Origin of the sequence: Streptomyces sp. ISL-12 (assembly GCF_018614415.1) — a bacterium.
Lineage (GTDB): Bacteria > Actinomycetota > Actinomycetes > Streptomycetales > Streptomycetaceae > Streptomyces.
This window is the reverse complement of the sequence record NZ_JAGGOO010000128.1, coordinates 15884-29207: the sequence shown is the minus strand read 5'-3', so window position 1 is coordinate 29207 and position 13324 is coordinate 15884. Positions and strand designations below refer to the sequence as shown.

The window sequence follows — 13324 nt, the reverse complement described above, 5'->3', positions numbered from 1 at the left end:
GGTGCGGGGGTTTTCTGCGTTGTGGAAGATTTGAGTGAGGGGCCCTTGGGGCCCCTTTTTTGTTAGGGCTAGAGGCGGCCTGCGGACTTGAGCGCCAGGTAGGCGTCGGAGAGGGCCGGTGGCAGTTCCTCGGGGGTGGCGTCGACGACCGTGACGCCGTGGCGGCGGAGTTGATCTGCGGTGCGATGACGTTCGGCCTGGGAATGGGCGGCGGCTGCGGCCTCGTAGACGGAATCCGTGGTGCCGCGTGAGGTGGCCATTCGGGCCACGTGCGGGTCCGCCACCGAGGCGAGCAGGACCGTATGGCGCTGGGTGAGTTGCGGGAGTACGGGGAGGAGGCCCTCCTCGATGGGGGCCGCGTCCAGAGTGGTGAGCAGGACGATCAGGGATCGGCGGGGCGTGGTGCGGAGGATCGTGGCGGTGAGGCCGCGGGCGTCGGTCTCGACCAGTTCGGGTTCCAGCGTCGCCATGGCGTTGACCAGGGACGGCAGGACGTCGCCCGCGGTGCGGCCCTGGACCAGGGTGCGAACGCGGCGGTCGTAGGCGAGGAGATCCACGCGGTCACCGGCGCGGGTGGCCAAGGCGGCCAGGAGCAGCGCCGCGTCCATGGAGGAGTCCAGGCGGGGAGCGTCGCCCACGCGGCCGGCGGAGGTTCGGCCGGTGTCGAGGACGATGAGCACGTGGCGGTCGCGTTCGGGGCGCCAGGTGCGTACGGCGACCGCGGTCTGGCGGGCTGTGGCGCGCCAGTCGATGGACCGGGTGTCGTCGCCGGGGACGTACTCGCGCAGGCTGTCGAACTCTGTGCCCTCGCCTCGGGTGAGGACGCTGGTGCGGCCGTCGAGTTCGCGCAGGCGCGCGAGTTTGGAGGGGAGGTGCTTGCGGCTGGTGAACGGGGGGAGGACCCGTACCGTCCAGGGGACTTTGTGGCTGGCCTGGCGGGTGAAGAGGCCCAGCGGGCCGTAGGAACGGATTGTCACGCGGTCTGCCTGGCGGTCGCCGCGGCGGGTCGGGCGGAGGCGGGTGGTCGTGCGGCGGCGTTCGCCGGGCGGGACGGTCAGCCGGTGGCGGGACGCGGTGGTTTCCGTGCCCGGTTGCCAGCTGCTGGGGGGCCAGGCGTCGCGGAGGCGGGCGCGGAGCGGTCGGTTGGAGGGGTTGGTGACCGTGAGGGTGACGTCGGCGCTGTCGCCCAGGCGCACGGAGGTGTCGCCGGAGCGCGAGAGGCGCAGACGGCGTACGGGGGCGGCCAGAGCGTAGTCGCAGGCGCAAGCCAGGGCGATCGGGCCGTTGACCGCGAGGATGCTCGTCCAGCCGGGATCCCAGATGCCGACGGGGAGGGAGCCCAGGGCCGCGAGGAGCGCGGCGCGTCCGGTGGGTGCCATCAGCGGGGGACGGGGACGTTGGCGAGGATCGCGTTGATGACGGAGTCGGCGGTCACGCCCTCCATCTCGGCCTCCGGGCGGAGCTGTACGCGGTGCCGGAGCGTGGGGAGGGCCAGGGCCTTCACGTCGTCCGGGGTGACGTAGTCGCGGCCGGTCAGCCAGGCCCAGGCGCGGGCGGTGGCGAGGAGGGCCGTGGCGCCGCGCGGGGAGACGCCGAGGGAGAGGGACGGCGACTCGCGGGTGGTGCGGCAGATGTCGACGACGTAGGCCGTGATCTCGGGGGAGACGGTGGTCTTGGCGACGGCGGCGCGGGCGGATTCCAGGTCGGCGGCGCTCGCCACGGGGCGTACGCCGGCGGCGTGCAGGTCGCGTGGGTTGAAGCCCGAGGCGTGGCGGGTGAGAACGTCGATCTCGTTCTGGCGGGAGGGGAGGGGGATCGTGAGTTTGAGGAGGAAGCGGTCCAGCTGGGCTTCGGGAAGGGGGTAGGTGCCCTCGTACTCGACCGGGTTCTGGGTGGCCGCGACCAGGAACGGGTCGGGGAGGGGGCGGGGGGTTCCGTCGACGGTGACCTGGCGTTCCTCCATCGCTTCGAGGAGGGAGGACTGGGTCTTCGGCGGGGTGCGGTTGATCTCGTCGGCGAGGAGCAGGTTGGTGAAGACCGGGCCGGGCTGGAAGGAGAACTCGGCGGTACGGGCGTCGTAGACGAGGGAGCCGGTGACGTCGCTCGGCATCAGGTCCGGGGTGAACTGCACGCGCTTCGTCTCCAGGCGGAGGGAGGCGGCGAGGGCGCGGACCAGGAGGGTCTTGGCGACGCCGGGGACGCCTTCGAGGAGGACGTGGCCGCGGCAGAGCAGCGCCACGACGAGGCCGGTCACGGCGGCGTCCTGGCCGACCACGGCCTTGGCGATCTCCGCGCGCAGGGCCTCGAGGGACGCGCGGGCGTCGCCCGGGTTCCCGGCCGGCCCGGCGTTGTCAGTGGTCGGGTCCATCATGGACGGCGTACCTGCCTTTCGAGTTCATCGAGTTGATCGGCGAGGGAGACGAGGGCCGCGTCGTCGCTGGGCGGCGGGCCGAAGAGGAGGGTGTGCGGGGACTGCCCGGTGCCGGGATCCCCGTAGTCGCCGTGGAGGTGGGCGGACAAGGCGGGGAGCAGGGCCTCGGGCGTGTGTGCTTGGGGTACGGGGATGCCTACCAGGGGGGCGAGGCGGGTGCGGGTGGTGGCGCGAAGAGCGGCGGCCGCGCGGTCGCGGGCGTTCACCTTGCGGTAGAGGCGGGCGCGGCCTTCGACGGTTTCGGAGGCGCGGACGGCCACGGGGAGTTTTTCGGGAACGAGGGGGCCGAGCCGGCGTGCCCTCCACAGGGCGGCGACGGCCGCGGCGATGAAGAGCTGCAGGGTGCCCCAGAGCCAGCCGGAGGGGAGCAGGTCGAAGAGGCTGCGTTCGCCGTCGTCCGCGGCGGTGGTGTCGGAGAGGGAGGGGAGGTACCAGACCAGATGCGGGCGGGAACCGAGGAGTTGGAGGGCGAGGGAGGCGTTGCCGTGCTCGGCGAGGCGGTCGTTGAGGAGGATGTCGGGGGCGCCGAGGACGATCGTGTCGCCCGCGGAGGCGGATCCGTTTCCGGGGGTTTCTTCGGCAGGGTCTTGGGACGGCTGCTCGGTGGCCGGTTCGGGGATGCGCAGGAGGGTGGCCAGGCGCTGGCTGCGGTAGCACGCGTCGGCGTCGAGGTGGGTGGTGGTGTAGCGGCGGCCGCCGGTGTCGGCGGTGCCCGCGCGCCGGGCGGCGGGGAGGTCGCAGCCGGTACCCGGGGACAGCGTCGAGTCGAGGCTGATCGCGGGGTCGGCGGTGACGCCGGGGGCGAGGCGCTCGACGGACGCGCTGCCGGGGGCGACCAGGACGGTACGCCCGCCCGAGCCGACGGCGGCCGAGCGCAGCCGGGTCTGCTGGGATTCCGTCAGGAGGTCGGGGGCGGCGACCAGCAGGGTGGTGTCTGGGCCGGTGGCGGCGCGTGCCGCGGCCAGGGTGGTGACCAAACGGGTCGTCACGCCCCGGTCGGCGAGGAGTTCGGCGACGGCCCGGCTGCCGTAGGGGTCGGCCGAGCGCGGGTCGAGTTCGCCGTGCCGGGCGTCCGAGCGGACGACGGCGATCGCGACGGCCCCCGCGAGGAGCAGGACGAGGGCGAGTGCGATGCCGCGCGTGCGGGTCCACAGGTGGCGGGCGGTGGGCGAGGCCGAGGTGGACGGGAGCGTGGCCTCGGTAGTCATCCGGCGGCTCCCTGGCGGGTGTGGCGGTCCGCGCCGGGAGCGGTGGTGCCGCTCGCCGGCTGGGGGCGGGTGCGGTCCAGGTCGCGGTCGAGTCCGGCGATGCGCCGGTACGACTCCTCGGTCGCCGCTCGGCCGCCGTACGTGACGTCGTCGAAGGACCGGGCCGCGGCGCGGAGCCCGTCGCCGTGGACGGGCAGGGCGCGGCCGGCCTCCGTGGCCGCCTCGTCGGCGGTGCGGCCGGGACGGAGGTCGAGGAGGGCGCGTTCCTCCAGGGCCCGGACGATGGCCCGCATGCGCTCCTGGACGGCCTGGTTCCAGTGGCCCTGGGCGGCGTGCGCCTCGGCCGCGGTGCGGTGTTCGGCGGCGCTGCGGGGGCGGTCGTCGAAGAGGGAGGCGGTGGTGCCAGGTGTGCGGCGGGGGGTGCCCAGTCGCCACCAGAGGGCGGCGGCGACCAGGACGACGGCGGCGATGATGACGACCAGTCCGAGCGTTCCCCCGGGCGTCGCGGTGGAGGCGGTGCTGAACAGCTCGTCGATCCAGTCCCAGAAGGCGTTGAGGGCGCGGTGGAACCAACTGGGGTCGTTCTCGTGGTACATGCGCTTGGACAGCTCGCGGCGGGCCGCCTCCCGGGCGGGGTCGCGGGGTGTCGTCAGCGGTGGTTCGTCGTCGGAGCGCGACAGTACCGGCGCCAGCCCGTGGCCGGCGCCCAGCACTGTCCGTACGGCGGTGTGCGGCAGTACCTCGGTGAGGACTCCCCCCGTCCTGCTCACCGCATCAGCTCCCCGGGGTCGTGCCGGGGGCGCCGTAGCCCTGGACGCCGGCGGCGCGGGCCAGTTCGAGGTCGAGGGCCTCGCGGCGGATGCGCTGGTCGATGTAGAGGAGCACGGTGACCCCTGCGGAGATCGGGAAGGTGATCATGGAGCCGATCACCGAGCCGATCCCGCTGATCACCAGGAAGGTCCAGCCGAGGCCGCCGCTGCCGTCGACCAGGCCGCTGAACCCGTCGCCGTTGAAGGCCGCGGCGAGGAAGGTGAAGGGGATGACGACGATCGACGCGACGACGTTCGCGATGATCGCGGCCAGCAGCTGGATGCCGAAGATCCGCCACCAGGAGCCCTGCACGAGCTTGGTGGAGCGGGTCATCGCCTTCACGATGCCCTGCTTCTCCAGCATCAGCGCGGGCGAGGCCAGGGAGAAACGGATCATGAGCCATCCGGCGACGACCACAGCGGCGATGACGCCGATGACGCCGATCGCGACGGCGGCTCCGCCGCCCGCCGTGAAGGCGACGAGGATGCCGGGCAGGGCGCCGACGATGACGATTCCGACGGTGATGATCAGCAGCAGGAGCACCAGGCCGAACAGCTTCAGCACCTGGGGGCGGGCGTCCCGCCAGGCTTCGCCGGTGGTCACCGGCTTGCCGAGGACGGCACGGCTGGTGACGGTCGTCAGCAGGGCGGTCGCCAGGACCGTGCCGACCAAGGAGATCACGAAGAGGACGGCCGAGCTGACCATGGTGGCGGCCATGGCGTCACCCAGTTCGCTGAGGGTCGCGTCGGGGTCGTTCAGGGCGTCGGTCCGCGCGCTGTCCAGGACCAGGCCCTGGACCAGGACGACGATGACTTGCGTGACGACCGCGACGGTCAGCGAGATGCCGAGGACCGTGCGCCAGTAGGCGCGCATGGTGGAGACCGCGCCGTCGAGGATCTCGCCGACGCCGAGCGGGCGCAGGGGGATGACGCCGGGCTTGGCCGCGGGCGGGGGGCCGCCCCAGCCCGCGCCCCAGCCGCCGTATCCGCCGCCCCAGCCGCCGCCGGGGACGCCGCCAGGACCGCCGGGCCCGCCGCCGTGTCCGCCGGGGCCATGCGGGCCTTGCGGACCCTGTGGGCCTTGACCCGGAGGCGGGGGCGGGGTGCCCCAGCCGGGGCCGGGGGGCGGCGGAGGCGGTGGGGTCTGGCCGGTGCCCGTGGGGGCCGTGGGCGCGGACCACTGGCCGGGTGGCGGCTGCTCCGTGGACCACTTCGTGCCGGGGCCTGTCGGGTCCGCGCCGGGCTGGTCCGCGCCGGGCTGGTCCGCCGGCCGGCCGGGGCCGGGGCGGTCGGCGGGGCCGGACGCGCCGGGCTGCCGCCCGTCGGACGGGGCGGATCCGGGCGAGGTCCAGCCCGGAGTGTCGTTCATCGTCGCTCCTTCACGGTGCCCGTCCGCGGTCGCGGCGGCAGGTTGGCAGCCATCGTGCCATGGGGTGGTCGGATGATGACCGGCCGCGGTAGGTGCTGCGCACCTTCAATTGTCCGACGGATAGGGGGAAGACTGACCGCATGGCTGATCAGTACGCGCAGACCGGCGAGGACAAGCGGCCGAGCGACATACCGGCCCTCCGCTGGGAGGAACCACCCGAGGGACCGGTCCTGGTCCTGCTGGACCAGACCAGGCTGCCGGCCGAGGAGGTCGAGCTGGTCTGTACGGACGCGCCCGCGCTCGTGGAGGCGATCCGTTCGCTGGCCGTGCGCGGGGCGCCGGTGCTCGGTATCGCCGGTGCGTACGGGGTCGCGCTCGCCGCCGTGCGGGGTTACGACGTGGACGACGCCGCGAACGCGCTGACGGGCGCCCGTCCCACCGCGGTGAACCTGGCCGTCGGCGTGCGCCGGGCGCAGGCCGCGCACCGGGCCGTGCTCGCCCGGGGCGGTGGTGCTCAGCAGGCCGCCGAGGCGGCGCTGGCCGCGGCGCGGGCGCTGCACCGGGAGGACGCCGAGGCCAGCGCCCGCATGGCCGCGCACGGACTGGCGTTCCTCGACGAGTTGCTGCCCGGGGGCGGGCACCGCGTCCTGACCCACTGCAACACCGGGTCGCTGGTGTCCGGCGGCGAGGGCACGGCGTTCGCGGTGGCGCTCGCGGCGCACCGGGCGGGACGGCTGCGGCGGCTGTGGGTGGACGAGACGCGGCCGCTGCTGCAGGGTGCCCGGCTCACGGCGTACGAGGCGGCCCGCAACGGCATGGCGTACACGTTGCTCACCGACAACGCGGCCGGTTCGCTGTTCGCGGCAGGTGAGGTGGACGCGGTGCTGATCGGGGCGGACCGGATCGCGGCGGACGGGTCGGTGGCGAACAAGGTGGGGAGTTATCCGCTGGCGGTGCTGGCGCGGTACCACCATGTGCCGTTCATCGTGGTGGCGCCGGTGACGACGGTGGACCCGGACACGGCGGACGGGGCGGCGATCGAGGTGGAGCAGCGGCCCGCGTACGAGGTGACGGAGGTGTCGGTGCCGCAGGTGCCGGTGTCCGGGGCGGGCGGCGGCGTTCCGATCGCCCCTCTGGGGACGCAGGCGTACAACCCGGCGTTCGACGTGACCCCGCCCGAGCTGGTGACGGCGGTCGTGACGGAGGAGGGCGTGGTCTCGCCCGTGACCGCGGAGGCCCTCGCCGGGCTGTGCGCGCGGGCGCGTCGGGTGACGGCCGGCTGACGGGACCGTCGGGCCGTCCGCTCTGTACAGTGCACGCCGAGGGGCGGGACGTGGCCGGCGGGACAGGACTGGCACGGCGGCGGCGAGTGTCAGCGGACTGCCGGCCGCGCGTGGGTCATGGCGGGCACGGTGGAGGCCGGCCGGTCGCAGAGCGCTGCTGGTGGCGGGGCTGGTCGCGGCGTTGTCTTCGGTGTGGGGGCTTCCTGATTCCGGTGGATGCCCGGGCCCGGGTACCGGGGCAGACAGTGACCGTCCCCTACGGCTAGGGTCACAGGCCAGTGACCTGCCTCACCTGCGCGTCTGTGTCCGTTATGAGAATGGGATGATGTCGTTTATGAAGGGACGAGTCCTTGTCGTCGACGACGACACCGCACTGGCCGAGATGCTCGGCATCGTGCTGCGTGGTGAGGGTTTTGAGCCGTCTTTCGTAGCCGACGGCGACAAGGCGCTGGCCGCCTTCCGTGAGAGCAAGCCCGATCTGGTGCTGCTGGATCTGATGCTGCCGGGCCGGGACGGGATCGAGGTGTGCCGTCTGATCAGGGCGGAGTCCGGGGTTCCGATCGTGATGCTGACGGCCAAGAGCGACACCGTCGATGTGGTCGTGGGCCTGGAGTCGGGCGCGGACGACTACATCGTGAAGCCGTTCAAGCCGAAGGAGCTGGTGGCCCGGATCAGGGCCAGGCTGCGGAGGTCGGAGGAGCCGGCGCCGGAGCAGCTCGCCATAGGTGACCTGGTCATCGACGTGGCCGGGCACTCCGTGAAGCGGGACGGGCAGTCGATCGCGCTGACGCCGCTGGAGTTCGATCTGCTGGTGGCGCTGGCCCGTAAGCCGTGGCAGGTGTTCACGCGCGAGGTGCTGCTGGAGCAGGTGTGGGGGTACCGGCACGCGGCGGACACCCGGCTGGTGAACGTGCATGTGCAGCGGCTGCGCAGCAAGGTCGAGAAGGACCCCGAGAAGCCGGAGATCGTGGTGACCGTCCGGGGTGTCGGTTACAAGGCGGGGCCGAGCTGACGTGTCCGGGGACAGTGCCGCTTCGGCGCCCGGAACGTCCGGGGCCCGCGCCGGGCGGCCTGTCGGCCGCAAGCCGGCCGGTTCCCGCTGGGGACGCCTGCTGGAGGGCGGGCTGTTGAACGGCGGGGTGCAGGGCAGTCCCGTACTCCGCCTCGTCATGCGCTGGGTGCGGCGGCCGTTGCTGCCCGTGATGCGGTTGTGGCGGCGCAACATCCAGCTCAAGGTGGTCGTCACCACCCTGCTGATGTCGCTGGGTGTGGTGCTGCTGCTCGGGTTCGTCGTCATCGGGCAGGTCCGCAACGGGCTGCTGGACGCCAAGGTCAAGGCCTCGCAGTCGCAGGCGACCGGCGGGTTCGCGGTGGCCAAGCAGAAGGCCGAGGAGTCGGCGACCGTGACCGGCGACGACGCCGCCTCGGTGGACGGCCGGCCCGCGCAGAACGTCATCCAGTGGATGAGCGACCTGGTGAAGTCGCTCTCCAGCGGCGGCCAGGGCGCCTTCGACGTGGTCACGCTGCCCGTCGGCGGTGAGAGCGGCAGCGGGCGCGGGCCGCGCGCCTCCGGGCTGGTGGACCCGTCGTCCAGCGTTCCCGAGGAACTGCGGGAGCGGGTCGACAGCAGCACGGTCGCGGCGCAGAGCTACACCCGCATCGTCTACAACTCCGCCCAGGACTCCCAGCCGGCCCTGGTGATCGGCAAGCGGGTCAACGACCCGAACGGCCAGCCGTACCAGCTGTACTACCTCTTCCCGCTCACCCAGGAGGAGAAGTCGCTGAGTCTGGTGAAGGGCACTCTGGCGACGGCGGGGCTGTTCGTCGTCGTGCTGCTCGGGGCGATCGCCTGGCTGGTCGTGCGGCAGGTCGTGACGCCCGTGCGGATGGCGGCGAGCATTGCCGAGCGGCTGTCCACCGGGAAGCTGCAGGAACGGATGAAGGTCACCGGCGAGGACGACATCGCGCGGCTCGGCGAGGCCTTCAACAAGATGGCGCAGAACCTCCAGTTGAAGATCAATCAGCTGGAGGACCTGTCGCGGATGCAGCGGCGGTTCGTGTCGGACGTGTCGCACGAACTGCGGACGCCGCTGACGACCGTGCGGATGGCGGCCGATGTCATCCATGACGCGCGCGCGGACTTCGACCCGGTGACCGCGCGGTCGGCGGAGTTGCTCGCCGACCAGTTGGACCGGTTCGAGACGCTGCTCGCGGACCTGCTGGAGATCAGCCGGTTCGACGCGGGCGCGGCGGCGCTGGAGGCGGAGCCGATCGACCTGAGGGAGGTCGTGCGGCGGGTGGTCAGCGGGGCCGAGCCGCTCGCGGAGCGCAAGGGGACGCGCCTGAGGGTCGTCGGTGATCAGCAGCCCGTCGTCGCCGAGGCCGACGGCCGGCGGGTGGAGCGGGTGCTGCGCAACCTCGTGGTCAACGCTGTCGAACACGGTGACGGCAAGGACGTCGTCGTCAAGCTCGCCGCGGCGGGCGGGGCCGTGGCGGTGGCGGTGCGCGACTACGGCGTGGGGCTCAAGCCCGGTGAGGCGACCCGGGTCTTCAGCCGCTTCTGGCGGGCCGACCCGGCACGCGCGCGTACCACCGGCGGTACCGGACTGGGCCTGTCCATCGCCCTGGAGGACGCGCGGCTGCACGGCGGCTGGCTGCAGGCGTGGGGTGAGCCGGGCGGCGGGTCGCAGTTCCGGCTGACCCTGCCGAGGACCGCCGACGAGCCGCTGCGGGGCTCGCCGATCCCCCTGGAGCCCGGCGACTCCCGGCGCAACCGGGGGCTCGGCGACGCGGGCCCGCCGCACGCCGCGACCGGGCCGGGCCAGGCGGCGGCCCCGTCCCGGGACGCGATCCCGCCCCGGCCGGGCGCGGCGGTTGCCACGGCCGATCCGACGGCGCTGCCCGGCAGCGGCGCGCGGGTGGTGCCCCGGCACGTGCCGGAGGCCCGGAACCAGGAGGGCCGCGCCGGTCTGCCGGAGGCGAGCCGTACGGCCACCGGGTCCCAGGACGCGAACAGACAAGGGGAGGGGACTCGTGGGCGCTGACCGTGAGGGGGGCCGGCGGGCGACGTCGGCCCGCGCGGTGGTGTACGCCGCCTGCGGTGCCGTACTGCTGGCGGGGTGCGCGTCGATGCCCGACAACGGAGACCTGCGGGACGTGGCGTCGACGCCACGGCAGGACTCTCAGGTGCGGGTTTTCGCGATGCCGCCGGCGAAGGACGCCTCCGCCACGGACATCGTGCAGGGGTTCCTGGAGGCGCTGACCAGCGACGACCCGGACTACGAGACGGCGCGGAAGTACCTGACCGGCAAGGCCGCCGAGAGCTGGCGGCCGAAGCGGTCCACGACGGTGCTCGCGGACGGGCCGGGCACCGTGGTCGACCCCGCGGGGAGCCGCGAGGAGGGCAGTGACTACTCGGTCACCCTCACCGGTACCAGGGTCGCCACCGTGGACGCGCAGCAGTCGTACGCGCCCGCCGAGGGGGAGTACCGGCAGCCGGTGCATCTGACGCGGGACACCGAGACCGGGCAGTGGCGCATCGACGCGCCGCCTTCCGGCGTCGTCATGGGCAAGTCGGACTTCCAGCGCAACTACATGTCCGTCAACAAGTACTACTTCGCCGCGGACAACGGGGCGGAGGACGCCGCCGACGGAGCGGGGCGGACCGCGGCGGTCGCCGATCCCGTCTATGTACGGCGGCGTGTGGAACCTCTGGCGCAGGCCGTGCGTTCTCTCATCGACGGGCCGACGAGTTCGCTCGGGTCCGTCGTCAGGTCGAGCTTCCCCGCCGGTTCTGACCTGGCGAAGAACGTCACCGCGCTGACCCCCGACGAACACAGCAAGCTGACGGTGCCGTTGAACGGCAAGGCCGCCCGGGCCGGTGCCGACGAGTGCGCCGAGATGGCCACGCAGTTGCTGTTCACGCTGCAGAGCCTGACGCCGGCGGTGGACGAGGTCGAACTGCGCTCCGGTGACAAGCAGTTGTGTTCGCTCACCGACGACCGGGCCGAAGCGGTCGCGGCCCGCGGCTCGGCCGAGCATCCGGACTACCTGTACTTCGTCGACGACGAGCAGCGCCTGGTACGGCTGCCGTCCGGCGGCAACGCCACGGCGGCGGAGCCGGTTCCGGGGGCGCTGGGCGAGGGCGGTACGGCCCTGCGGTCGGTGGCGGTGTCGCGTGACGAGCACACGGCGGCCGGGGTCGGGCTCGACGCCAGGTCGCTGTACGTCGGATCGCTGGTGTCGGGCGGTTCGCTCGGGGAACCCGTGCTGGTCAGCCAGGGGGCGACGGAGGACGAGCGGCTGGCGCCGCCGAGCTGGGACACGCGGGGCGACCTGTGGGTCGCCGACCGGAACCCGGACGATCCGCGGCTGCTGGTGCTCGAGAAGGGCTCGGAGGAGCCGGCGGAGGTGCGCGTCTCGGGACTGGACGGGCGGGTCCAGGCGGTACGGGTGGCCGCCGACGGGGTGCGGATCGCACTGATCGTGGAGAAGGACGGCGACCGGTCGCTGTTCATCGGGCGGATCGAGCGGGGCGCGAAGGCCGGCGACCCGCCGACGGTACGGGAACTGCGGTCGGCGACGCCCGAGTTGGAGGAGGTCACGGCCATGTCCTGGGCCGGTGACAGCCGCCTGGTGGTGGTCGGGCGCGAACACGGGGGCGTGCAGCAGATCGGATACGTCCAGGTCGACGGCTCAGCGCCGGAGACATCGGCGCCGGCCGCGCTCACCGGAGTGAAGGACATCGCCGCGTCCGAGGACGACGGGGTGCCGCTGGTGGCGTACTCGGAGGACGGGATCGTCCGGCTGCCGTCCGGGATGCAGTGGCAGAAGGTCACGAAGGGGACGGCGCCGGTCTATCCCGGGTGAGCCCGGGCGAGGGCGGCCCGCGGGCGGTTGCTCGGGGACGGGTGGCCGGCCGGTGGTGTTGCCGCTGGTGCGGGAGTTGTCCACAGGTCCGGGGGTGCGGTGGGCCGAGGTTTTCCACAGGGCTGGCAGGGCTGTGCGGAGGGCGGCACAGTGGTGGGCATGCGGGGCTGGTGGCAGGACCTCACCGACCTGGTACTGCCGACCGAGTGCGGAGGGTGCGGCAGGCCGCGCACGGTGCTGTGCCGCGAGTGCCGTGCCGTGCTCGGCAGGGGTGTGCCGCGCCGGGTGCGGCCAGTGCCGGAGCCGCCCGGACTGCCGGCGGTGTACGCGGCGGCGGCGTACACCGACGAGGTGCGGGCGGTGCTGCTGGCCCACAAGGAGAGAGGAGCGCTGGCCCTGGCGGGGCCGCTCGGCGCGGCCCTGGCGGGCGCGGTGCGGGCGGGACTGCGCAGGGCGGAGGACGACAGGGGTTCCCCGTCGGTGCGGGCGGTTCGGCCGGTGCGGGCGGACTGGTCGGGGGACAGTGCCCCAGGGGCGGGCTGGGAGGCCCCGCCGACTCGGCAGGCTCAGTCGGGCTCGTCGGGCTGGTCGGGCTCGTCGGACTGGTCGGCCGCGTGGGTGCGGGCCGACGCGGGTGCGAGTGCGGAGTGGCCGAGGACGGAGGGGGCGCGGGCGCCCTGTGCCGCAGGCGGGACAGGGCCGGTGCTGCTGGTCCCCGTGCCGTCCGCGCGGCGGGCGGTGCGGGCCCGGGGGCATGATCCGGCGCGGCGGATCGCGCTGGCGGCGGCGGGTGAGCTGCGGCGGACCGGTACGCCGGCCCGGGTGGCGGCCGTACTGCGGCAGCGGCGTGCCGTGGCCGACCAGTCGGGGCTCGGGTCCCGGCAGCGGTCGGACAACCTGGCCGGGGCGCTGACCGTGGTGCCCGGTGCCGCCCGGCTGCTGCGCGACGGGGGACCGGTCGTGCTCGTCGACGACCTGGTGACGACGGGGGCGTCCCTCGCGGAGGCGGCGCGTGCCGTGCGGGCGGCGGACGAGGTGGTTGAGCGGGAAGCGGGGACGCGTCCGTACAGAACGGCGACGCCGCCCGTGTATCCCGGAGCGGTGTGGGAAGGCAGAGGGGAACGGAGAACCGGAGTGACGGAAGTGAGGGCGGACGCGGCGCCCGCCGGGCCGGGAACGACGGGCGTGACTCGAACGGGTGACGCCATCCGTGGTGTGATCCAGGCGGCTGTGGTCGCCGCTTCACCAGAGTCTTTCGAAATAAACCGGAACTGATTGAGAACTTGCGTCGTTGCAGGTAATAAGCGAATCAATTCACTTGAACGGAGGTAGGGGGCTGTAGAGGGTGACGACAT

At 73.5% G+C, this 13324-nt stretch carries 10 protein-coding genes; 5 read left to right on the top strand and 5 right to left on the bottom strand.

The window, feature by feature from the left end:
- Positions 1-68 precede the first annotated feature (68 nt).
- The 5 genes from J7I94_RS30905 to J7I94_RS30885 are packed head-to-tail and all read right to left on the bottom strand — an operon-like array spanning position 69 to position 5817.
- Positions 69-1379 carry a DUF58 domain-containing protein gene (locus J7I94_RS30905; RefSeq protein ID WP_215172408.1) on the bottom strand — a complete coding sequence of 437 codons (1311 nt, stop codon included), beginning with the start codon at positions 1377-1379 and terminating at the stop codon, positions 69-71.
- Positions 1379-2368: a MoxR family ATPase gene (locus J7I94_RS30900; RefSeq protein ID WP_215172407.1), complete on the bottom strand. Its 990-nt coding sequence runs from the start codon at positions 2366-2368 to the stop codon at positions 1379-1381. Before J7I94_RS30900 ends, J7I94_RS30905 begins: the two co-directional genes overlap by 1 nt.
- Entirely contained in the window at positions 2368-3639 is a 1272-nt protein-coding gene (locus J7I94_RS30895; RefSeq protein WP_215172406.1) for a DUF4350 domain-containing protein, read from the bottom strand. Before J7I94_RS30895 ends, J7I94_RS30900 begins: the two co-directional genes overlap by 1 nt.
- Positions 3636-4409, bottom strand: coding sequence for a DUF4129 domain-containing protein (locus J7I94_RS30890; RefSeq protein ID WP_374198449.1), 774 nt, complete (start codon positions 4407-4409; stop codon positions 3636-3638). The genes J7I94_RS30895 and J7I94_RS30890 overlap by 4 nt, the downstream gene beginning before the upstream one ends.
- 4 nt (positions 4410-4413) lie before the next feature.
- Entirely contained in the window at positions 4414-5817 is a 1404-nt protein-coding gene (locus tag J7I94_RS30885; protein WP_215172405.1) for a glycerophosphoryl diester phosphodiesterase membrane domain-containing protein, read from the bottom strand.
- 140 nt (positions 5818-5957) lie between these two features.
- On the opposite strand from J7I94_RS30885, the gene mtnA reads away from it, so the two are divergent.
- The 5 genes from mtnA to J7I94_RS30860 all read left to right on the top strand — a co-directional run bounded on the left by mtnA (position 5958) and on the right by J7I94_RS30860 (position 13244).
- On the top strand, positions 5958-7100 hold the full coding sequence (gene mtnA / locus J7I94_RS30880) for an S-methyl-5-thioribose-1-phosphate isomerase (protein WP_215172403.1): 1143 nt from the start codon (positions 5958-5960) through the stop codon (positions 7098-7100).
- 322 nt (positions 7101-7422) lie between these two features.
- Complete coding sequence (gene mtrA, locus J7I94_RS30875) at positions 7423-8112, top strand: two-component system response regulator MtrA (RefSeq protein ID WP_003990656.1); 690 nt, start codon at positions 7423-7425, stop codon at positions 8110-8112.
- A gap of 1 nt (position 8113) precedes the next feature.
- Positions 8114-10144, top strand: coding sequence for an MtrAB system histidine kinase MtrB (gene mtrB / locus J7I94_RS30870; protein WP_215172401.1), 2031 nt, complete (start codon positions 8114-8116; stop codon positions 10142-10144).
- Positions 10134-11969: an LpqB family beta-propeller domain-containing protein gene (locus J7I94_RS30865; RefSeq protein ID WP_215172399.1), complete on the top strand. Its 1836-nt coding sequence runs from the start codon at positions 10134-10136 to the stop codon at positions 11967-11969. The genes mtrB and J7I94_RS30865 overlap by 11 nt, the downstream gene beginning before the upstream one ends.
- Positions 11970-12128: 159 nt before the next feature.
- Positions 12129-13244: a ComF family protein gene (locus tag J7I94_RS30860; protein ID WP_215172397.1), complete on the top strand. Its 1116-nt coding sequence runs from the start codon at positions 12129-12131 to the stop codon at positions 13242-13244.
- Positions 13245-13324 lie beyond the last annotated feature (80 nt).

Coding starts and splice junctions, on each gene's coding strand:
- J7I94_RS30905 (WP_215172408.1), bottom strand. CDS start 1,379: ATGGCACCCACCGGACGCGCCGCGCTCCTCGCGGCCCTGGGCTCCCTC.
- J7I94_RS30900 (WP_215172407.1), bottom strand. CDS start 2,368: ATGGACCCGACCACTGACAACGCCGGGCCGGCCGGGAACCCGGGCGAC.
- J7I94_RS30895 (WP_215172406.1), bottom strand. CDS start 3,639: ATGACTACCGAGGCCACGCTCCCGTCCACCTCGGCCTCGCCCACCGCC.
- J7I94_RS30885 (WP_215172405.1), bottom strand. CDS start 5,817: ATGAACGACACTCCGGGCTGGACCTCGCCCGGATCCGCCCCGTCCGAC.
- mtnA (WP_215172403.1), top strand. CDS start 5,958: ATGGCTGATCAGTACGCGCAGACCGGCGAGGACAAGCGGCCGAGCGAC.
- mtrA (WP_003990656.1), top strand. CDS start 7,423: ATGATGTCGTTTATGAAGGGACGAGTCCTTGTCGTCGACGACGACACC.
- J7I94_RS30860 (WP_215172397.1), top strand. CDS start 12,129: ATGCGGGGCTGGTGGCAGGACCTCACCGACCTGGTACTGCCGACCGAG.